Below are 22,722 nucleotides of genomic sequence, written 5' to 3' on the forward strand. Positions count from 1 at the left end.
GACTACTCTGTCGCTGAGTCTTTCTTAGCTTTATAAAAAATAATAAATTACATAATCAAGGAACAATGTCATGGCTAGTGGCAAAAAAATCATGCCCATTGACAAGAATAGAGTGGAAACTAAATTCTATCGTTGGTGGCTGGAGATCTGTAAACTCGTTGGTCCAGACCAGCGCCAGAGCTTACGTTGTGCAATCAGTATTATCGAAGCATACCGGAGTGACATGCTGTATCTGCATCTGCGTAACGCATATAGTCACGCTGCTCAGAAAGAAGCATTCAATCGCCAGCAATGGGAAGCAAAATACATCAACGCTCTAGACCTCTACATGGAGCGAGATAAAAAACGTGTACACCGGATAGCCGTTGAGTGCCCGAATATGCTTATCAGTATCGCCGGGGTAATCAACGGCATAAGGCATTCAACGAACATCAGAGGTGCGATTAAAACCATCCTACTACTGGACTGTATTGACAGAACAAACATTAATCTTATCTCTCAAGTTGAGATGAGCCATATTTGTTTCTTACAAAAATCACACTCGGTCTACCTGCCATTAAAAGAACCTGAAATATATTCGGTAGTATCCGTTGTTGAAAATGTGCTAAGGCTAAATCCATCCCTTCACAAAATCGTTGAAGACAAATATCTGAAGAAAAGCCATTTGATAGCCCAAACTCTGGGAATAAGTATCAATACAAAGGAAAAATCTCTGACTTAAAAATCAGAACTATAACCAGAATGATAAATAGCTTAGTTAAATTGTGATCTGATACTAGTTGATTATGACTCTGTATCCGTTACACCTGATGAGTTTGAACTACTATGTATGGAGTGGCATAAGAGATGTAGAAATGCCTAACATAATAAATAGCGGCCACCCAAATAATATAAACTAAGCCGCATTGATAGGGATATTAATATGTCAGAGCTAGAGATCGAAACCAATTTTAAGTCGAGTTCGGCAATTGGTTTAAACGGCTCCAATATTACCTGGAGCCTGAATTATGAGACAAGGGCTTTTCAGATCCTGAAGCTCAGTGATGATGCAAAGCTGAATCAAGTGAAGCACATCACCATCTTCGAGGATTTTTTAGAGTGCTTCAAACCTAAGGAACGATTTCGTTTTAAACAGCACGTAAACAACATTCGTCACGGCAAAAAACCTAAGGCGGCACTTCGCACTCTACTCAGTCTGGATGAACAAGAGCTTCTATATTGTACCATCTCCGCGTCCAGAATAAGCGACAGTATTGTTCACGGTAACATTATCCTTCTATTCAAGTTACCAAAAAGGAGCGAGTTCTCTACGTTTTTTCTGAGTATCTTTGATAACCGGAACCATGGGGTAGTCCTGACTGACAAAAGGGCCAACATTGTGGCATGTAATCAATGTTATGAAGAGTCAATGGGCTATACCATAGAAGAATTGATTGGTAAGAATACGAATATATTCAAGTCAGGCAAATTCGATGAAATATATTATGTCGATATGTGGGCGACGATACACTACATGGGCCACTGGTTCGGCAATATCCTCAGCAAAAGAAAGGACGGGAGCATTGTTCCCCATGAGTTAACCATTCAGACGCTTAACTTCAATAAAAGCTCAACCTATTATTTAGGTATTACCCGTGAACTGACCAATATCCCGGTTACTGTATCACCTGAAGAGCGGTATGGAGGAGTGGAGCTTCTTACTCAACTGCCGAATGAAGTTGCATTTTTAAGAAAAACAGGCAGACATATTAATGAAATGCCCGAAGGTAACAGTCTGTTTTTAATGATAATGGATCCCGAGCTCTCTGATGAAGAAAGTCTTACTTTTAAAATTCAGATGTCCAAAGCGTTAAGTCAGAACAATGACCATTTTTACGGCGGCTATATTCGGGGAAACCGCTTTGCACTTGCGGTCTGTTTTGATGTGGTTTCCGGTAATGCGGACAGCTCGATTCCGCACAAAGAGCTGTCCAATATTCTCAGCTTGTTGAAACACAACCTTCCAAAAGCGTTCTTACACGCGCTGTCAGTGTCTAATATTGGCGTGTCTGTCCTGGGAACTGACGGAAACAGCGCCAATGAACTGTATGAACATGCGACCATAGCGATGGAAGAAAGCCATAGAACAAAGATCAGCAACATTTGCCTGTTTGATAAGGTTGCGCACTATCAGCAAAAAAGACGCCGGCGGCTGGAAGCTCTGGCCAGGCAAGGCATCCGGACAAGGAATGTCGACGTTTTTTATCAGCCTATTGTGGACACGGTCACCTGGAAAGTCAGAAAGGTTGAAGCGCTTTGCCGATTCCGGGATCAAAACGGTGGCTTGTTAAACACTCAGGAAATGGTAAACATCATTGAAGATCTGGGACTGGTCGAAGAGCTTGACCTTATCGTTGCCGAGAGAGCCATCACAGAGCGGGCACTACTTACCCAGAAGTTTGGCTCAGACATCGAAATCTGCCTGAATGTATCTTTAAATACGACCAGTAATAATATCGGTGCTCTTTCCAGGCTGCAGACATTATTGGATGATTTAGGTGCCGATGCAGGCAAGGTAACCATAGAGATAACGGAAAGCGCTTATTTTGGTAACTCCGATGAGCAGATGTCATTAATAACTGCCATAAAGCAGACAGGCGTCTCTGTAGCAATTGATGATTTTGGTACGGGCTATTCGTCGTTTAGCTATCTGAAAGAACCCGCTTTTGACATATTGAAAATTGACCGGGAATTTGTTTCAGGACTTAACACACACAGCCGCTATTATCACATCATCAAGATGATAGTAGATTTAGCGCATAAATTAGGCATTCAGATCGTTGCGGAGGGAGTAGAGTCTAGGGAGGAAGCAACGCTTCTCTACGATATGGGGGTTGATATGCTGCAGGGGTATTATTTTTCTCAGCCAATGTCGGTCACCGCACTGAAGCCGCTTACCAGCCTGTTGTATAGACTGAGAAAAACGATTCAGACCAGAGAACTAACGCAGCTTGTCACGCAACCTCTGGTGCTGGAGCCCAACACGCCGCTTGAGGATATAAAAAACGTCTTTGAGACAACTCCCTATGAGGTTTTGCCGGTTATAGAAGGAAGAAAGTGTGTCGGTCTGGTGGATAAGCCCAGTTATTACTTACATATTTCCTCTACGCTTGGTACCGATCTGGAGACGGCCAGGGATCTGGCCATATTAAAAAAACGAGCTTTGCAGATTATGGATCCGTTGTTCGAGCAAATGGATGAATCCATTACTATCAGTGACGTTGTGGATAACCTTCAACAGGGCAAACGACCGCCATGGGTCGTGGTGAATCAGGAGGGAAAGTATCTGGGGTTAATCGAGCAGGATAATGTCTTAAACATTCTCGTTCAGCCTTAGAGTAGTACTTTATCAATCGCAATGTGCATAATCAGACTCAAGACAAACTCTCGCCTTTGCTTTCGCTCGCGCGATCTGCTCTTGAGTCATGATCGCTTTTAGTTGGGCGAGAAAAAGGTTCACGGATTCAAGGTGATCAGGCTCAGACTGGCTATTATGTTTCGCTATGAACATCCACATATAGGCGAGAATATTGTCCTTCGAAACCCCTTCCCCCTTGCCATACTTTTCCCCCAGATTGTACTGAGAAGTGAATTGCCCCTGTGCCGCTGCTTTACGATACCAGGTAACGGCCTGCTTATTATTCTCAGGAATACCAAGACCGACATCATAAATAAATCCGAGCATACCCTGAGCCTCGACATCTCCCCGCTCTGCGGCTTTTTTATACCAGCTTACTGCCAATGTATTGTTTTGAACGACTCCCTCCCCAACCAGATAGGAGACCGCCGTTCTTCTCTGAGCCTCTGCGATGCCCTGCTCAGCAGCCCTGCGATACCACTTCACGGCTTCTTTACCACTCTGGGTAACGCCCTCGCCTTTCCTGTACATTTCTCCCAGGTGCAATTGAGCCCGGGCATCCCCCTGCAATGCGGCTTTACGTAACCAAAACTCGGCTTTGGCACTGTCCTGCTTAACCCCACTTCCCGCCAGGTAGATGGTGCCAAGTGTATTCTGTGCCTGAGCCAGTCCCTGCTTCGCGGCTTTTTCAAACCACTCCACGGCCTGCTCATCACTTTGCGCTACCCCCAGCCCATACAGATACATACCACCCAGATTATACTGGGCTTTTGCCATTCCCTGTTCGGCGGCTTTCTGGTACCACTGTGCAGCGGCCTTATTATCTGGCTTAATCCCGATCCCCCCCTGATACATAAGCCCCAGATTGAACTGCGCTTTCGCCAGTCCCTGCTCGGCGGCCTTTGTGAACCACTTAAGCGCATCCCTGTCACTGCGGATAACACCATGTCCATGATAGTACATGGCCCCAAGATTAAACTGAGCTTCCGCATCGCCTGAATCTGCCGCTTTACGGTATTGCTGATATATGGCTTGCAAGCGAACCGCTTTTGCCGGCAAGGCCTCCTGACTCACGGTCACCGCAAAACATATATTAGTCAATAAGGTTAACATCAGCAGGTACTTCATCATTACTCCTCGGTCAGGAAGTATCAGATTCAGCAGATAACACGCCAGGTTCCGTCCCCGTATGCTGGCTTAATGATAAAAGTATAGTTTGATAGGCCTTCCCCGGCGTCCAACAAATAAGAATGCCCGGAGTGAAACCCGTTCTTTACCGCATTTGATGCCTCTTTTCCCCTTTTTGCCCGGAATGGCCACGAAAAACCCGCCTACAGGTATAAAAGAGGAAGCCAGAAAACCATCATGATCAATATTTTATTGCTTCCATTTATGTCATTCTGAGCAGAACATTCAACACCCGGGAACAGGGCTGTATCCCAATGAGTGAATAAAAAGCAGCTGAAGACAAATAAATAGATAAATGAAGGAGTCACCATTTATGCCCCGCCAGATAAACAAAGACACCACTGTATGCATGTCGCTTGCCGCCAGACCAAGTAACTTTGGCACCCGTTTTCATAACTTTCTGTATGAAAAGCTGGATCTTAACTATCTGTATAAAGCCTTTACCACCACTGATATCGTTGCCGCAATTGCTGGCGTCAGAGCCTTAGGCATCCGGGGCTGTGCTATTTCAATGCCGTTCAAAGAAGATGTGATACCTCTGGTCGATGAAATGGACGCTTCAGCCAAAGCCATCGATTCCGTGAACACCATTGTGAACACCAATAGCTATCTTAAGGCCTATAACACCGACTACATCGCGATTGCGACGCTGTTGCAGCAGTACAAGGTACCAGCGAATTTGACCTTTGCGCTAAGAGGCAGCGGTGGCATGGCAAAAGCGGTTGCCTGCGCACTGAAAGATGCAGGCTTTGCTAATGGATACATTATCGCCAGGAACGAAGAAAAAGGACCAGCACTGGCCAAACTATACGGGTATCAGTGGCAACCGGATCTGGACAATGTACAAGCAGACATGCTGATTAATGTTACCCCTTTGGGTATGGCTGGCGGTGAAGATGAGCAGACACTGGCATTCAGCGAACAAGCAATTGACAGCGCTTCAGTGGTCTTTGATGTGGTGGCCTTACCGGCTGAAACGCCTTTAATTAAATATGCCAGACAGCAGAGCAAAATGGTTATCACCGGAAGTGAAGTTTTTGCTTTGCAGGCGGTGGAGCAGTTTAAGCTGTATACCGGCCAGGAGCCGACCCAGGAACAATTCGAGCAGGCAGCGGCTTACGCCAGAGGCTAAGATATGCCCGCTTAAAAAGCCGGTTATTTCAGATTTAAATATCGAATCGTTCAATGATGCAAAATCCCATTGTGCGCTATAGCGCACAATGGTATCGTTATTGCTGTGCGTTATTACGCACAAGGAGTTTTATCACAGACACAGGAAAACAAATGATGAAAAAACTATTTAATATGAGTCACCTTACTGCAGGTTTTACTTCGGTATTAGTTGGCTATACAAGTTCAGTAGTGATCATCATTCAGGCGGCAACGACTGCCGGTGCAACCCCCATACAGCTTGAAAGCTGGCTTCTGGCTCTGGGAGTTTCGATGGGGTTAACCTCTATTGTGTTTTCGTGGTTTTATAAAACGCCCATACTCACTGCATGGTCAACACCAGGCGCGGCAATGCTGGTTAGTGCTGTATACCAATACGAGCTAACTTCGGTAATTGGTGCCTTTGTTATATCGGGTTTATTAATCCTTCTGACTGGCCTGATAACCCCTTTGAGTAAAGCTCTGGAACGCATTCCTCCTCAGCTTGGAACCGCGATGCTGGGAGCTATCTTGCTGCCTTTTTGCCTTAAGAGCTTTGAAACTGTCACTAGCGATCCAGTAATTTTCTCCTGCATGTTTGCCGGATTCATGCTGGCAAAGAACTCTATTCCCAAATATGCAATGCTTGTTCTGCTTACTATAGGCGTGATATACGCTGTCGCGGTTGGCAATTCCGACTTGCGGACAACGGAATTGTCTTTAGCTACACCAGTATGGGTAACGCCTGAATTCGACATTTCAGCTATATTAAATCTGTCTGTTCCGTTATATATCGTTACGATGCTTTCTCAGAACTTACCGGGCATTGCGATGATGAAAAGCTATCAATATAACCCTCCGGTGAAACCGATACTTATTGGTACCGGATTAACCAATATCCTGTCTGCTCCGTTTGGTGGTTTCAGTGTCAACCTTGCCGCTATTTCTGCGGCAATATGTATGACTCAAGAGGTCGACTCTGACAAATCACAGCGGTATCGCGCGGTAATATGGGCAGGCTTTTTTTATGTTGTTGCAGGCGTCTTTGCCACAACTGTTGTTGCGATCTTTTTATCATTACCCCAAGAAGTCACCGTAATTTTAGCGGGATTCGCGTTATTGGGAACATTGCTCATGTGCTTACAGTCCGCTTTTAAAGACGAAAGATACAGAGAGTCAGCACTGCTGACCTTTCTTATTACGCTTTCCGGGGTGAGTGTTTTAGGAGTAGGTTCCACACTTTGGGGGCTACTTGTCGGAATACTTTATTTACGAATAATAAACGCATCCAGATAAATTTTGATAAATCAATCAGTTGAATACTTTCTGTCCCACACTGTTTTGATCTTTGAGCCCAACACATTGACGAGTGCGCCGGATACGATCAGCGCCCCTCCCAGATACGTCCACCCAGAAGGAAGCTCATTAAAGAATAGTGCGCCAATCAGTGCTGAGAAAATGATCTGTACATACGAATAAGCAGAAGCACGTCCTGCCTCCTGAGTCTGCATCGCTTTTGTCAGACCAAACTGACCCACCTGGGTAAAGATTCCGACCAGTACCAGCACACCGGTGAGATATAGATCCGGCATCACAAAACTATCCCCCATCAATACCAGTGATACCGGCAGAGCCACCAGCGGAAAATAGAAAATAATCACCGAACTGTCTTCTGTCTGACTCAGCTTACGCACAATCACATAGGCGATCGAGCTGCCAAATGCGCCCATCAATGCGATCAGCACACTAAACAGAGGCAGGTTAGCCGTGACACCACCATCAACTTCCGGTTTCACAATCAGAAACAGCCCGGTCAGACACAATACAATACAGATAAGCGTTGACCGCTGAAGGCTCTCTTTCAGAAACAACACAGCCAGAACGGCCGTAAATACCGGGTGCACATACTGCAAAATGGTTGCTTCTGCCAATGGCAGAGTCGTTACCGAGTAATACACACACATTAATGCCAATGTACCGACCATCCCCCGGGCCAACAGCAATGGTTTATTATTTCCCCAGACAGATATCCTTTTGCGTTTAACATCTAAATAACTGATGACCAAAGAGACCAACGCCCGCGCGGCGACAATCTCAAACACCGGAATATGGTAATTACTGACGTGTTTCACACTGGCGGCCATCAGGGCAAAACCAAGGGCAGACAGCAGCATAAACTGCACACCGACAGGAATAACAGAATGTTGAGTTACAGGCATAATCATAGGTATTAGTGGAGATTATTTGAACTGTATCACATTACGTGCAGTATAAGATAATTAGAGGAAAAAGAATCCATCGAGAACGGGCTTTTTGACATTCCCACCACCTTAGCCCCGGTAGTCTTATTTTCCAGTTAGCACTTCCGTGCTCAACAGCATCAACTGAACACCTGTTGTATCAGGAGATGACATTTAGGGAAAGCGATCAGGATATGGGTCGATAAGAAACTATTCTCTTGTTTACTCTTAGTTTTTATATGACTATACAGGCATATACTTTGCCGATATTTACAGATATGGTTTTGAACAAGCGAATGATTTTGAACAAGCGGATTGTTTTAAACAAGCGAATAGTGACTCCTATCTGGTGGTTTTCAAATAATAAGGTTATATCACGTTTAAGGTAATTCACATGAAGGCAAAAATTAATGCCATTGCGACAGCAATTACACTGTCGCTGTTGGCTGGTCATGCTTATTCTTCTGAACAACATCAACAGCAGATAGAAGTGCTACAATCGGTAGTAGACACAGTCGCATCTTCTATGGAAGTTCATATCGCTTCTATTGAGCATCAGCCTGCAGATACCAAGGCGAAATGTCCTGGCGGATATTGCTACCGCGCAGAGATCACTCTGACTAATAAAGGCAAAAAAGAGTTTGGTGAAGGCTGGGAAATTTATTTCTCCAATCTTCGCCGCATTCTGGATACGAAATCAGATCTGTTCGAGATTACACATGTGAATGGTGATCTTCATAAAATAACGCCGACCAGTAAGTTCAAAGGTCTGAAACCTGGTCAATCTGTCTCAATTCAATTTGACGCTGAACACTGGAAAATCGTCGATTCTGATTACATGCCCCGCTACTACGTGGCTGCACAAGGCGCAGAACCTCGAATTATTCCAAATACCATTCCGGTGGAAGGCGATGGTTTAGCCGACTTATCAGGTTACCTGGATTTGATCAGCACAGCCCCGGAAGACGCCAACATGTGGCAACGTTACCCTGAAGACAGCAGCATTATGGCGACAGCGGGAACGCGGTATGAAAGAAACCTTGCGGTAAAAGATCTCGGCTTACCATCTGTCTCTTCAAAAATCATCCCTTCTCCAGTCGATATACAGGTTCATAACGGCAGTGTTGACATCAGTTCCGGGCTGCATTTGCAGGTAACAGATGACAGCCTGGCAGCAACTCAGATAGAAGCACTTAACCACCGCTTTGCCCAGTTGGGTGTCACTCCAGATAAAGGGGTTCCTGTGGTCATTTCTGTTGACCCCAAACACAAGGTGTTTAGCAGAAAATCAAAGCAGGAAGCCTATACCCTGAAGGTAACGCCAAAAGAGATCCGGGTGATCGGAGCCGATCCCGCTGGTGCATTCTATGGTGTTCAGTCGTTAGCGGCGCTCATCAAAGTTGGCAGCCCGACTATCGCTAAAGTCACCATTGATTATGATGCACCACGCTTTGAACATCGCGGTATGCATATGGATGTGGCCCGTAACTTCAAATCAAAGGCCGAGATCATGAAAGTACTGGATCAAATGGCCGCTTATAAAATGAATAAATTCCACTTCCACCTGGCAGACGATGAAGGCTGGCGTCTGGAGATCCCCGGCCTGCCAGAACTCACCGAGGTTGGGGCTCAGCGTTGCCATGATCTGAGCGAACGTCAATGTCTGTTACCACAAGTGGGTTCCGGGCCAGATATATCAACCTCTGGTTCTGGCTACTACAGCGTTGACGATTATGCGGAAATCTTAGCATACGCTTCAGCACGGAATATTCAGGTGATCCCTTCTATGGATATGCCCGGCCATGCGCGCGCAGCTGTAAAATCAATGGAAGCCCGTTATCATAAGTATGCAGAACTCGGTGATATGGATGCCGCTGAAATGTATCTGCTTACTGACCGGCATGACGGCTCAGAGTATTTCTCAGTTCAAAACTATACTGACAATACGATTAACCCTTGCATGGAATCCAGCTTTGTCTTCATGGACAAAGTGATTTCAGAGATAGCCAAACAGCATAAAGAGGCGGGTCAGCCTCTGGTTGACTACCATATCGGGGCAGATGAAACCCATGGAGCCTGGGTTGATTCTCCTGTCTGTCGTGCACTGTTTGTCGATCCGACCAATAACATCGATGGTGTGGCCGATCTCGGGGGTTACTTCATTGAACGCATCAGCCATATTCTGGAGGCGAAAAAACTCAATCTCGCTGCCTGGAATGATGGCCTGAAACATGGCACGTATATGGATCCAGCCAAACTTGCTGGTGATGCCTCTGCTTATACCTGGTCAGCCCTGTTCTGGGGTGGTGCGAATGAAGCCCACTCTCTGGCCAATGCCGGCTACAACGTTATCTTGTCACTGCCTGAGGTCACTTACTTTGACCATCCATACGAAGCCGATCCAAGGGAGCCGGGGAATTATTGGGCAGGTCGTTACACCGATACGCAAAAAGTCTTTAATTTTATGCCGGAGAACTTGCCGGCCAACGCCGAAACCATGACGGACAGAGACAATAATCCATTCGAAATCCCGGCCAGTACAATAGCCCTTCAGGATGATAAGCACTTTAAAGGTATGCAGGGGCATGTCTGGACAGAAATGGTACGTACTGATGCGCAGTTGGATCACCGCGTATTCCCACGCATCTTAGCCATTGCCGAGCGGGCATGGTCGAAGGCTGATTGGGAACTGGAGTATGACGCTAAAAAGGCGTACCGGACCAACACCTCAGGTTATAAAGGCAGTAACCATATGGGCAAGCGCATTGTAAATCGCGATAAGGACTGGACTCTATTTGCCAATACTCTGGGTTATAAAGAATTTCCTAAGTTGGATGCGGCGGGTGTTGCCTATCGCCTGCCGGTACCCGGTGCAAAAATCGACAACAACGGGAAGCTCTCAATCAATAGCGCTTTCCCAGGAGTCATAATGCAATACTCTGTCAATGGCACTGACTGGCAAAACTACGACCAGTCGAATAAGCCAACAGTGAAAGCAGGCGTGAAGATACGATCTCTTGCCAAAACAGGTCGTGCAGGCCGGGTAATTGTCGTTAACTAACCTACATTAGGCTAACTATGGCTACCTGATGGTTTACCCCTCAGGTAGCCTTTTGTAATGCACATTATTTGATTTCCGGAGGAGATGGATGCGGGTATTAATCGTCGAAGACAGTATTCAGATCGCAGCAAATATCGGTGAATATCTCGAAATAATGGGACACTCGGTAGACTTTGCTTACACGGGGCAAGCCGCTCTGGCGTTATTGTCTGAGAATCAGTTCGATGTGATGATCCTGGATATTATGATGCCCGGTTTAGATGGGCTATCCACGTGCAAAAAAATACGGGAACAAGGCCGTGATCACCTCCCTATTTTGTTTCTTACCGCATGCGATACATTGGAAGATAAGCTGGCTGGATTCGCAGCAGGTGGTGATGACTATTTAATTAAACCATTTGCCATGCAGGAGTTACTGGCAAGACTCACCGCGATCACTTTAAGAGCGAAAGGGGGAAGAAATCATGAGATCACTTTTTCCGGTTTAACCTTATCAACAGAAACAGAGCAGGCTTTTTTTCACGATAATCAGCTTAAGCTGGATCCTTTATTGTTCAAGCTATTAAAAACCTTACTGCTGTCCGCCCCCCGTATCGTCCATAAACAAGATCTTGAATATGAGCTTTGGCATGGTGAGCCCATAGATAGTAGCGTTCTGAGAACACACATTTATCGGCTAAGGAAGGTACTGCCTGAAGGATTACTGGAAACCGTAAGAGGAAAGGGTTATCGGCTCAATGAGATTAGCTAGTCATTATTTGCATAAACGGCTTTATAACCGGGTTTTCGTTCTGATCATGGGGCTGGTGTTATTATTAACCCTTAGCTTATTGTTAATGGCATGGGTTAACGCACAACTGCACACAACCAGTCTGGTGAATCGAAAATTAAACCAGCAGATGCGCTTCTTATTGGATGATTCCATCAAAAAAGGCCGGCTGGTTAAAGTTAACTCTCCGATGTTTTCCAGTTTTGTGGGGTCGGATAAAGGCTTACCACTCTATTTATCAAACTTAACAGAACAAGGGGTATTTAAGATTGAACACCCCAAAGTTTACGTGCAAGTGGTCAGTTCTCCCTTTTCCGATGGCTTGCTTTATCTACTCTATTTTCCTGAGCAAGATCTGGAGAGAAGCCTCTATCAGAACAGGCTTAAATACTATGTTGTTATCGGTGTCATGGCGTTACTGGGTATAGGACTCGTTGCCAGTCTTTATATTACCAAGATTATTGTTAGTCCCATCACCACACTTCAGAAAAATATTGAACATGCCAGCCCTGACTCACCTCCCGTCGTGTTAGATCGGGAAGATGAGTTAGGCCAGCTGAGCCGGAGTTTTACCAACGCATTTCAGCGAATACGTGCTTTTGTGGAGCGAGAGCACAATTTTACCCGTTTTGCCAGCCATGAGCTCAGAACGCCAGTGACCATTATTCAGGGTGCTTTGGAAATCATCGCCTACTCACCGGATCTTGCTAAAGCACAGCCGGCGTTGCGCCGGATTGAAAGCGCAAATAATGATATGCAGGCCTTAATCCGCACTTTTCTTTCCATCAGCCGAGAGTCGAGAACAGAGCAGGTAGAGCTGGTGTCGTTACAAGGTTGTCTGGATTATTGCTTACAACAGTTAAGGCCCAACAAGGCTGAACTGTTATCGGTTCAATACAGTACCCATTCAAAATTGGTGAACAAAATTCTGGCGCATGTCGTGATACAAAATGTACTAAGAAATGCCTTTAGTTACAGCGCCAATAGTGTGGCAATTGAATTAAAGTTCGACAGACTTATGGTATCAAATGATATCGACCCCGATTGCCACTCTGGGTATGGTCATGGGATTGATATTATCAATGTCATTTGCGAAAAAGCAGATTGGCTGGCTTTCTACCGATGTCATGACAACAGGTTTAGCTGGTTAATCTATTTCTGATGGCTGTGATACCATCCTAATAAAGTTTCAGATCAATGATTTTTCCCGTTTGGTATAAGCAATCAGATAAACCGGCCAAATAAAAAAACACCCTATGCCTGAGGCATAGGGTGCATTGAATAGTCTTAAGCTCTACGGTTTACCTTATAGCTTCTCACCATTGCTGCTGATCACATCTTTGTACCAGAAGAACGATTTCTTGCGGGAGCGCTCCATGGTACCTGTGCCATCATCATGACGATCCACATAAATGAAGCCATAACGCTTACGGTATTCACCGGTACCATAAGAGACACAGTCGATACAGCCCCAAGGGGTGTAGCCCATGAGATCCACACCATCATGGATAACGGCTTTTTTCATCTCTTCAATGTGGGCCTTCAGATAATCGATACGATAGTCGTCGTTGATCTCACCATTTTCTTCAACAGTATCCAAAGCACCAAAACCATTTTCAACGATAAACAGTGGCTTGTTATAACGCTCATAAAGCTCACACAGTGAGTAACGCAAACCTACCGGGTCAATTTGCCAGCCCCAGTCGGATGCCTGAACGTATGGGTTTTTTACACTACCGGTAAAGCCGCTCATTGAACCTTCGTCGGCTTCCGGAGCATCAGCCTTCACAGCAACAGACATGTAGTAACTGAAACCAACGTAGTCACACACACCCTCTTTCAGAACCTCAAGATCACCCGGTTCCATCTGGATGTTATAGCCTTTACGTTCCCAATCCCTCAATGTGTACTCAGGGTATTCGCCACGCATGTGAACGTCACTAAAGAAGTAACGGTTACGCATCGCTTCCTGAGCCAGCATGACATCATCTGGTGCACAGGAATACGGGTAAATAGGTACCCATGCCACCATACAGCCAATCTGGAAATCAGGGTTAATTTCGTGGCCAAGCTTAACCACTTTGGCACTGGCAACAAATTCGTTGTGTACCACTTGGTACATGCACTCTTCCGGGTTTTCCTCAACGGTGTAATCAACACCGGAGTTAGAGTATCCCCACAGCGGCAAGTGCAGATCACGCTGGTTATTGATCTCGTTAAAGGTCATCCAGTATTTCACTTTGTTTTTGTAACGACGCATCACGGTTTCTGCGTAACGCACAAAGAAATCCACTAAGCGGCGATCTTTAAAGCCACCATACTCTTTAGACAAGTGCAGAGGCATTTCAAAGTGAGACAGCGTAATCACCGGTTCAATACCATGCTTTAGCAGTTCATCAAACAGATCATCGTAGTACTGCAGGCCCGCTTCATTAGGTACCAGCTCATCACCCTTAGGGAAAATACGAGGCCAGTAGATAGAAGTACGGAAGCATTTAAAGCCCATTTCGGCCAGAAGTGCTACGTCGCCTTTATAGTGGTCATAGAAAGCGGTCGCTTCGTGGTTTGGGTAGTGATATCCCTCAAGGACACCATCGGTAATTTTACGATGCGTGTTTACATCACCACCGGATAATACGTCAACAATACTTGGGCCTTTTCCATCCCGGTCCCATGCACCTTCAACCTGGTGGGCAGCGACCGCGCCGCCCCACAAGAAATCTTTTGGTAATTTATGAGTCATATTTCACCCTTTACGCCATCTGAATAACTGGCTGTCCAATTTCAATTTGTTCGTCTTCGGCATCTTGTCCCAGAAGGTCAAACTTATATTCATCACTGTTCATCACAATGAATGGTGTGGTTGTGTCGTAACCAGCCGCGGTAATGCTTTCTAAATCGAACTGAATCAATGGTTCACCCGCTTTCACTTTCTGATCCAGTTTGACCAACGACTCGAAATATTTGCCTTTTAATTGCACTGTATCCAGACCTACATGGATCAGAACTTCAGCACCATTTTCACATGTCATTCCTACAGCGTGTTTGGTTTCAATCACAGAAGAGATAACCGCATCACATGGTGCTCGAACAATGCCCTCTGTTGGTTTTATAGCAACACCATCGCCCAACAGCTTTTGAGAAAAACTTTCATCATTCACGGTTTCCAGCGGTACGATATTGCCTTTCAACGGGCTGACCAGTGTTGCTGTCTTCTTCATCGCTGGTGCGACGTCTGGCTGGCCTGAACCTTTTTCTTCTTTGCCTTTCGCTTCAACAGGGTCTGTGAATCCAACGAAATAAACCAGCACGGTTGTAACCACAATGGCAATACCTGTACCTGCCAATATGCCAATATGCCAATATGCCAATAAACGATGACGGATTATCTGGGCTAATACCATTTACCACTGTCAAAATGCCGGCAAGTCCCGCATAGACATAGTAGTAAGCATTAAACATACTTGCGACTGCAGCACCAATAGCACCACCAATACAACCGCAGATAAATGGCTTTTTCAGACGCAGAGTGACACCGTAGATTGCCGGTTCTGTAATACCAAAGAAACCGGTTAGGCCAGCTGAAAATGCTGTTGTTTTCATTCGGGTATTACGTGATTTAAAGCCAACAGCAAAGGCAGCAGCCATCTGAGCAACTACCGCAATACCACAGAATGCCTGAATGGAGTCATAGCCGAAGTTTTCGTAGTTAGCGAGTACAATTGGAGTGATGCCCCAGTGAACGCCAAAGATAACCAGTACCTGCCATAGGCCACCAATCATAGCGGCAGCGACCAGCGGAGCAGACTCGTACAAGGCGTTATACCCAGTTGCAATCATACTTGCGACAAAGCTGGTTGCAGGACCGATAACAACCAAGGTGACTGGCACAATAATCAACATACAGATGAGAGGGGTGAACAGCTCGGTCACCAGGTCTGGTAAAACCCGTTTAACAAATCGTTCAACATAACTGAGTGCCCAAATCATAAAAATGGCAGGCAAGACTGACGCTGTGTACACCGTTTTTGCCAGCGGCAAGCCCAGGAAAGTAATAAGCTCACCATCAGCAATCCTGGCAGCAATATCCGCCCAGGACGGGTTAATCAGTGCACAGGCACACACAACAGCAATAAGCGGGTTACAGTTAAAAAGTTTCGATGCTGTAAAAGCGATAAACACCGGCAAGAATACAAACGGTGTCCACGACATAAAGTTAAGTACTTCAAACGCACCTGTTCCGGTTAAAGCCGGGTTTAAATAATTGGTAAAGATCAACGCCCCTTGCAAAATCCCGGCACCCGCAAGAATATAGACAAAAGGAGCAAAGATAGCGGACATCGATGCAATAATCGCATCAAGCACACGTACTTTTTCTTTTCCTTCCGAAAGCAGCGATGAATCAACCAAAGATCCCATAACCGAATACACATCTTGTACGTGTGTACCGATAACCACCTGGAACTGCCCGCCACTCAGGACAACCGTAATAACCCCTGGCATTTCTTTAATTTTGTCTGCTGCGCCTTCCGGGGTCTCTTTCAGCACCAGACGCAAACGTGTCGCACAACGCGAAAACTGATTGATATTATCCTGTCCACCCACTTCCGAAAGAATATCTTTCGCCAGTTGAGCGTAATCTCTGACCGCAGCCATAATCTACCTCTCCATTGACCCTACAATTATTTACCTGTAACCGGTTTCAGTAACCGGTTACAGAATAAGAGGAATGATAAAATCCATTCAACAACACCAAGAGATAACAGAGAATCTGATCACAAAAAATTAGCTATAAAGACGAAAAAACACAATCCAGATCTCTTTTTCCTGCGAATAAAAAAACCCGCCGTAGCGGGTATAAGCAAACAACAAATAAAAAGACGGGATACAGACTATATAACTTTGACCACCTCCAGCATCGATGAAAAACGGTTATCAGCAAAAGCGAACTTAGGGGCCTGGCAATCGTGCGAAACCAGATATGTCGTCATCATCGCTGACTTCGCTGCAATCAACCCATTAAGACTGTCTTCAATAACCAAACAGTCTTTCGGCTGAACATTCAACTTTCTGGCCGTGGTCAGGTAGACAGCAGGGTGCGGTTTACCGTATTTTTCATCTTCAGCGCTGGAGATTTCATCGAAATATTCGACCAATCCAAGTTTATCCAGTACGACATTAACTACCCTCCGACTTGAAGATGTAGCCAATCCTATCTGGTATCCTAACGCCTTTGCTGCAGATATCATTTCCGAGACACCAGGCATTGCTCTGCCCTCTTCCATAACCTGAAGGCACAATTTATCTAAAATACCTTTTTCAAGCGTGTTTAAATCAACATCCAGATGGAACATATCCTTCCAGGTCTGAGCAATCGCATCAATACGCTTCCCCATGGTATGGCGTTCACACTCTTCCGGCGTCACTCTAACCCCGTACTGGGATAAACAGATATCCTGTGCCTTCTGCCACAAAGGCTCTGAATCGATTAACACACCATCCATATCAAATATAATTGCTTTATTATTCACTTTTACCTCTCTTTATATTAGGCCGTAGTTACTTCCTCTTCTGCTATAAATTCATTTTCAAATCCTGGCTGTTCTACTTTAATCATATAAGTAAAAATAAATGCCGCGAGATATAAAACGGTATAAGCAATCACAACACCAATCGTGCTGAAATAAGGCAGTAATATTGAAGCTATCGCCGGAGCTAAGAAATTAGACAAACCAGCAGACAGGTTATAAACCGAAATTGCCGCCCCTTTGTGTTTAGGTTCCAGAGCAGGAAATACGGCCGACATCGGTACGAATGCAGCGACAAAAGTACCCAGTAAAATAGCGGGAACCAACGCCATATAAAAGTTGTGACCAAAGTACTGAGGAATATAATAGAAGGACAGACTTGATACCGCCATACCAATACACCCGAACCAGCGCACGACTTTCATCCAGCCCATTTTCTCACCCATGATTCCCCAGAAGACGTTTGAGAATAGAGTAGTAAAGAAAAATGCCGCCCAGACCTGCAGCCATTCGGATGTGGTAAATCCTAAGTCATCCACAAACATCATCGGCATAATAACCGCAAAGCCAAACAGTGACAGGGTATTGATGATACGAACAAAGCTGGAATACATAATATTTTTATTCGTATACAGAAGCGTTACCGCCCGGCTTAGCTCCGTCAATTTTTCTTTCGTCGATAGCGACTGCATGTGGGTTGGTGTTTTCGCTTTACGCAGGGAAACCATGGCAATAACACCACCACTCAAACAAAATGCCAGTGCCAGCCACAAGGTACCCAGCTCTCCGATCATTGGAATAGTGAAGCTAGGAATATAGCTGCCGGCTACACCGATACCAACGGAATAGACCATCCAGAACCAACCCACCGCTGAACTGACTGAGTCACTTTTCACATTGTGAACAATCACCACGATAAAGGAGTACAGGAAGAGCGGATAAGCAAAGCCGCGAATACCATAGAACAGCAAGATAAGCGGATAATTGGCATTTCCTAATCCAAAAGTCAAAAATAAAACATGAAAAGTACACCAGAATAAGAAACCAATTTTCATCGTTTTCTGTGGGGTAATTATTTCTGCTACCACACCAGAAATCCATGCAGCCAGTGCCGCTGCAAGTCCATATAACGTAAATGCAAAAGAAGCCTGTGCCGGACTAAATCCAAGATCGGTTATATAATGGGATAAAAATGCTAATTCAAATCCATCACCAGTCATAAAAACGGCAATAGCGACATAGCCCCATATCAGGTTAAGGGGAAGCCCTAACCACTGCTTGCTAGTATTTTCCATATATTCCTCAATTTGTAGGGTACGAGAGAATCCAGCACCTTAATTTATATTAAGGTGCTTATTTATATTGTTTAAGATGTTCTATTTATTTAATAATTATTTACTGCGGAAACTCAGATCATTTTTATACAGCGATTGGAATGTATTATATCGCTCCATTAAATAATTTTTATTTTCCGCATTTGTTTCATAAACTTTGTATATTTCCGGTTTTTTACATACCTCTTCTTCCGGTTTTCCGACCGCCAGACAACCCAGGCGAGCCGCACCTAGAGCCCCACCGGTTTCCCCGCCTTTATGGGTAACCACAGAAATATCTAAAATGTCTGCCAGAAGCTGAGCCCAGTACGGACTTCTTGCGCCGCCACCCACCAGTGAACACTGGCTCAGTTCCGTGCCACTTTCTTTCAGCACTCTGAGCCCGTCAGCAATCCCGAAGCTGACCCCTTCCAGAACGGAATAACCAAGCACAGCCCTGTTCGCACTATGAGTCATACCATGGAAGATACCGGTTGCATTAGGATCGTTGTGCGGCGTTCTTTCCCCCGACAGATAAGGGAGGAATATCGGTGCTCTGGATTTCTGTTCCATATCCAGCTGTTCGATCTCTTCCAGCAGTTCAACTTCGGTGACACCCACAATGCGGCAATACCACTGCAGGCAACTCGCCGCACTCAGCATCACACTCATCTGATGCCAACGGTCTGGAAGTGCGTGACAGAATGCGTGGACCGCAGACTCGGGAGCAGGGCGATAAGTATCGTTCACAACAAATAACACACCAGAAGTACCCAGAGAAATAAATGCATCTCCTGGCTTAATCGCACCAACACCAATAGCACTCACGGCGTTATCACCACCGCCACCGGCTACCACTACCGATGGTTGCAGCCCCCAGGCTTTCGCTACTTCCGGAGCCAGTGTCGCTGACGCATCACTGCCTTCCACCAGCTCAGGCATATAACTTCTGTCCAGCCCACATTTGTCCAGAATATAGTCAGACCAGTCACGTTTGCTGACATCCAGCCATAGTGTTCCGGCGGAATCAGACATATCCGAGATCTTACGACCTGTCATTCGCAACCGCAGGTAATCTTTCGGCAGCAACACCGTTTTCAGTTTTCTGAAGATCTCCGGTTCATGCTTTTGCACCCACAGTAATTTAGGGGCTGTAAAACCCGGCATTGCCAGGTTACCAGCGATGGCGTGCAGCTCGGGAGCCGCGGCTTCCAGTTCTTCACACTCTTTCGGACAGCGGGTGTCGTTCCAGAGAATCGCCGGACGCAGAACGTTATCTTTTTCATCCAGCAATACTGCACCATGCATCTGACCGGATAAGCCAATCGCTTTGATGGCACTCCAGTGTTCGCCCAGCTCTTCTCTCAAGATAGTGACAAGGTAATTTGTCGCTTCCCACCACTCTTGCGGAGCCTGCTCTGACCAATGCGGCTGTGGTCTCTGAATTGTCAGCGGGGCGCTGTGTACAGCAACGGTATTACCCGTTTCATCCAGTACCAGCCCTTTGACTTCAGAAGTGCCTAAATCTAATCCTAAATACATCGTCATTCCTTACTGAATCATTGGATATACCGTTGCAATTTTGTCACGCAACAGCTGTTCAAACTCAAGGTTAGATGCAAGTTCACCAAATAAAGCCTGATCCGTCGCATAAACATGAATTGGATCAGCAGAATTGAACATGGCATGTACTGCCGCTTCATCCAGAATGCCGTCCTGATACTCATATGGCAGTTCACCTTTGTGCCACTGTTCCATAAAGACAAAGAACAGAGCAGGAAGCATTGCCGTAGCATTTGGCACCACACCACGCTGGTAACACTCAAGCATGGTCGGAGTGATCATCGCCGGAATTTTCGAGAAGCCGTCAGCCGCTACGCGTTGGTTAGTATCTTTAATATGCGGGTTGGTGAAACGCTCCAGTACCACGTCACGATACTTAGGCAAATCGATACCGTTGTCGCCCAGACAAGGGATCACATCTTCCGTGACATAATCATGGGCAATTTTGTAGATATAATCTGTCAGGGTACTTTCATGGATAAACTGCAGACCAACCAGTGTGCCCGCCCAGGCAATACAGCTGTGAGAAGAGTTAAGAATGCGGATTTTCGCCTCTTCATAAGGAATCACTGAATCGACCAGCTCAACACCAACCGCTTCCAGATTCGGTCGCACGTCTTTGAACTTATCTTCCACTACCCACTGAATAAAAGTTTCACCCATTACCGGTGCTTTGTCAGCAATACCAGTGACATCTTTAATACGCGCAGGCAGGTCTTCCGCTGGTCGCGGCGTAATTCTGTCAACCATAGTATTCGGACAGGTTACGTTGTTCGCCACCCAGGTCAGCAACTCAGGTTTGTCAGTCAGACCGATAAACTCAACCAGTCCGTCATGGAAACGCTCACCGTTATGACGAACATTGTCACAGTTCAGCAGAGTTACAGGACCGGTATTCTGCTCCATCCGTTGCAGCAAAATTTTGCAGATAGTGCCGTAAATCGTCTGGTTACCACCAGCAAGATCACCTTTAATGGCTTCGCTGTTAACTTCCAGCTTATAGCTGGTATCCAGGTAGTAACCCCCTTCAGTCACGGTAAAGGCAATCACTTTTGTGGTTTCCGCTGCACCTTCGTCAACTAAAGGCTTAAGGTCTGCCTGCCAAGGCAGAAGCTTACGGATAGAGGTGATCTCTTCATACTTGCATTCACCCTGAGGACTGACCGTTTCCAACACATATTTACCATTCTGATCAGCCAGCGCTTTGACAGTATGCTCTGCATCATTACGGATGTTACCTGCTGAAATACTCCAGCTTGCATCACCAGACTCAATCAGTTTGTGCAGGTACCACGCCTGGTGAGCACGGTGAAATGATCCAAGACCGATATGAAGCCACGTATATTGATTAGTCATTATTATTCCTCTTTGTGTTTTGTTGTTGCAAAAAATCATATTCGATCTTATGACCATGATCTGGGCTTTTGATCACAAAAGAGCAAAAGTAATTTATATTGAGCAAATGACCGATTGAGAGCAAAAAATCTGATCAAGAGCATGAGTCGTAAAACTAAGTGGTGTATTCTGTAACGAGCTGAAGACAAACGAAGAACACTGAGGTAATAGGGTTGGATAACTACGCAAAATCTGAACAGATCATACGTGCTGCCTGGATGTACTTTATTCTGGGAAAAAATCAGAATGAAATTGCAGCCGAGCTCGGCGTATCAAGGCCTGTAGTACAAAGACTGATTGCGGCGGCCAAAGATGAAGGGGCAGTGTCTGTCAGCATTAACCACCCTATTGCCACTTGTTTGAATTATTCTGAACTGGTTAAAGAAAAGTTTTCTCTGGAGCGCTGCCATATTGTCCCGGAAAATCAAGACGAAAGCGTTCTGAATAGTGTCGCCTATGGCGGTGCTCAAATCATGAGTGAATATATTAATCATCAGAACACGCATATTATCGGTATCGGTTCAGGTAATACCCTGAAACGCGTGGTCAGTTATCTGGATCCTATGGAACACTCAGATAAAAAATGTGTTTCCCTTATCAGCGCTATGGCGGTAGACGGACAATGTAACTATTACGATGACGTGCCACTGATTTTAGCCAGCCGAATCAAAGCGAACTACTATCAACTGCCTGCACCACGGTATTCCCGCTCGGCAGAAGCATACGATCTCTGGTGTCAAAACCCTCTCTATCAGGATATTACTGCTATCGCAGACACGGCGAACGTCACCTTTATTGGTATCGGTTCTGTTATTGATGGCGGTAACAGCCCGATCATTGCCGACGGCTTCATTTCCGATCAACAGGCAGGGGAACTGACAGAGCAAGGTGCAGTAGGTGAAATTCTGGGAACCTTCGTCGATATTGAGGGCAACGTGCTCGATCATGTGATAAATCAGCGCAATACCAGCTACAACGTACGCCGTAATCCCAACCTCAGAGTCGGTATAGCCGGTGGGGCAGAAAAACGCAAAACCATTCTCGCCGCTTTGCAGGGTAAATGGATTAATGGCCTTGTGACGGATGAAGCAACGGCCAAGTGGCTGCTGGTTCGCTAAT

General features: G+C 45.7%; 17 protein-coding genes. 8 read left to right on the forward strand and 9 right to left on the reverse strand.

Annotated elements, in window-relative coordinates; all coding sequences use genetic code 11:
- The first annotated feature begins 70 nt into the window (after nucleotides 1–70).
- Nucleotides 71–721 (forward strand): hypothetical protein, encoded by a 651-nt coding sequence (locus DI392_RS15520; protein ID WP_109320602.1) that lies wholly within the window; start codon nucleotides 71–73, stop codon nucleotides 719–721.
- A 201-nt stretch (nucleotides 722–922) separates the two neighbouring features.
- Complete coding sequence (locus DI392_RS15525) at nucleotides 923–3,376, forward strand: EAL domain-containing protein (protein WP_109320603.1); 2,454 nt, start codon at nucleotides 923–925, stop codon at nucleotides 3,374–3,376.
- Between the two features lie 12 nt (nucleotides 3,377–3,388).
- Here the strand turns inward: DI392_RS15525 and DI392_RS15530 are convergent, their stop codons facing one another.
- Entirely contained in the window at nucleotides 3,389–4,525 is a 1,137-nt protein-coding gene (locus DI392_RS15530) for an SEL1-like repeat protein (protein ID WP_181388441.1), read from the reverse strand.
- Between the two features lie 373 nt (nucleotides 4,526–4,898).
- Between DI392_RS15530 and DI392_RS15535 the strand changes: the two genes are divergently transcribed.
- A complete protein-coding gene (locus tag DI392_RS15535; RefSeq protein ID WP_109320605.1) occupies nucleotides 4,899–5,717 on the forward strand; it encodes a shikimate 5-dehydrogenase in 819 nt (272 codons plus the stop codon).
- Nucleotides 5,718–5,872: 155 nt separating this feature from the next.
- Nucleotides 5,873–7,030: a benzoate/H(+) symporter BenE family transporter gene (locus tag DI392_RS15540; RefSeq protein ID WP_109320684.1), complete on the forward strand. Its 1,158-nt coding sequence runs from the start codon at nucleotides 5,873–5,875 to the stop codon at nucleotides 7,028–7,030.
- 11 nt (nucleotides 7,031–7,041) lie between these two features.
- Here DI392_RS15540 and DI392_RS15545 read toward each other — a convergent pair whose 3' ends face one another.
- Nucleotides 7,042–7,953, reverse strand: a complete 912-nt coding sequence (locus DI392_RS15545; protein WP_109320685.1) for a DMT family transporter — start codon at nucleotides 7,951–7,953, stop codon at nucleotides 7,042–7,044.
- Between the two features lie 415 nt (nucleotides 7,954–8,368).
- Here DI392_RS15545 and DI392_RS15550 point away from each other — a divergent pair, with 415 nt between their 5' ends.
- The 3 genes from DI392_RS15550 to DI392_RS15560 all read left to right on the forward strand — a co-directional run bounded on the left by DI392_RS15550 (nucleotide 8,369) and on the right by DI392_RS15560 (nucleotide 12,966).
- Nucleotides 8,369–11,035 (forward strand): beta-N-acetylhexosaminidase, encoded by a 2,667-nt coding sequence (locus DI392_RS15550; protein ID WP_109320606.1) that lies wholly within the window; start codon nucleotides 8,369–8,371, stop codon nucleotides 11,033–11,035.
- 88 nt (nucleotides 11,036–11,123) lie between these two features.
- Nucleotides 11,124–11,786 (forward strand): response regulator transcription factor, encoded by a 663-nt coding sequence (locus DI392_RS15555; RefSeq protein ID WP_109320607.1) that lies wholly within the window; start codon nucleotides 11,124–11,126, stop codon nucleotides 11,784–11,786.
- Nucleotides 11,773–12,966: a sensor histidine kinase gene (locus tag DI392_RS15560; RefSeq protein WP_109320608.1), complete on the forward strand. Its 1,194-nt coding sequence runs from the start codon at nucleotides 11,773–11,775 to the stop codon at nucleotides 12,964–12,966. Before DI392_RS15555 ends, DI392_RS15560 begins: the two co-directional genes overlap by 14 nt.
- Before the next feature lie 144 nt (nucleotides 12,967–13,110).
- On the opposite strand, the gene DI392_RS15565 is transcribed toward DI392_RS15560, so the two are convergent.
- The 7 genes from DI392_RS15565 to dalD all read right to left on the reverse strand — a co-directional run bounded on the left by DI392_RS15565 (nucleotide 13,111) and on the right by dalD (nucleotide 21,564).
- Complete coding sequence (locus tag DI392_RS15565; protein ID WP_109320609.1) at nucleotides 13,111–14,547, reverse strand: 6-phospho-beta-glucosidase; 1,437 nt, start codon at nucleotides 14,545–14,547, stop codon at nucleotides 13,111–13,113.
- 10 nt (nucleotides 14,548–14,557) lie between these two features.
- The gene (locus tag DI392_RS19810) at nucleotides 14,558–15,127 is read right to left on the reverse strand and encodes a PTS sugar transporter subunit IIA (protein WP_245884097.1); all 570 of its coding nucleotides are present in this window, start codon (nucleotides 15,125–15,127) and stop codon (nucleotides 14,558–14,560) included.
- Nucleotides 15,078–16,460, reverse strand: a complete 1,383-nt coding sequence (locus DI392_RS15570; RefSeq protein WP_245884099.1) for a PTS transporter subunit EIIC — start codon at nucleotides 16,458–16,460, stop codon at nucleotides 15,078–15,080. The genes DI392_RS19810 and DI392_RS15570 overlap by 50 nt, the downstream gene beginning before the upstream one ends.
- A 236-nt stretch (nucleotides 16,461–16,696) precedes the next feature.
- Nucleotides 16,697–17,335: a hexitol phosphatase HxpB gene (gene hxpB, locus DI392_RS15575; RefSeq protein ID WP_109320610.1), complete on the reverse strand. Its 639-nt coding sequence runs from the start codon at nucleotides 17,333–17,335 to the stop codon at nucleotides 16,697–16,699.
- 17 nt (nucleotides 17,336–17,352) lie between these two features.
- Complete coding sequence (locus DI392_RS15580) at nucleotides 17,353–18,627, reverse strand: MFS transporter (RefSeq protein WP_109320611.1); 1,275 nt, start codon at nucleotides 18,625–18,627, stop codon at nucleotides 17,353–17,355.
- Between the two features lie 96 nt (nucleotides 18,628–18,723).
- Nucleotides 18,724–20,187 carry a xylulokinase gene (gene xylB / locus DI392_RS15585; RefSeq protein ID WP_109320612.1) on the reverse strand — a complete coding sequence of 488 codons (1,464 nt, stop codon included), beginning with the start codon at nucleotides 20,185–20,187 and terminating at the stop codon, nucleotides 18,724–18,726.
- Between the two features lie 9 nt (nucleotides 20,188–20,196).
- Nucleotides 20,197–21,564, reverse strand: a complete 1,368-nt coding sequence (gene dalD / locus DI392_RS15590; RefSeq protein ID WP_109320613.1) for a D-arabinitol 4-dehydrogenase — start codon at nucleotides 21,562–21,564, stop codon at nucleotides 20,197–20,199.
- 212 nt (nucleotides 21,565–21,776) lie between these two features.
- Here dalD and DI392_RS15595 point away from each other — a divergent pair, with 212 nt between their 5' ends.
- Nucleotides 21,777–22,721, forward strand: a complete 945-nt coding sequence (locus DI392_RS15595; RefSeq protein ID WP_245884101.1) for a sugar-binding transcriptional regulator — start codon at nucleotides 21,777–21,779, stop codon at nucleotides 22,719–22,721.
- Nucleotide 22,722: the final 1 nt, after the last annotated feature.

The organism is Vibrio albus (assembly GCF_003144035.1).
GTDB lineage: Bacteria > Pseudomonadota > Gammaproteobacteria > Enterobacterales > Vibrionaceae > Vibrio > Vibrio albus.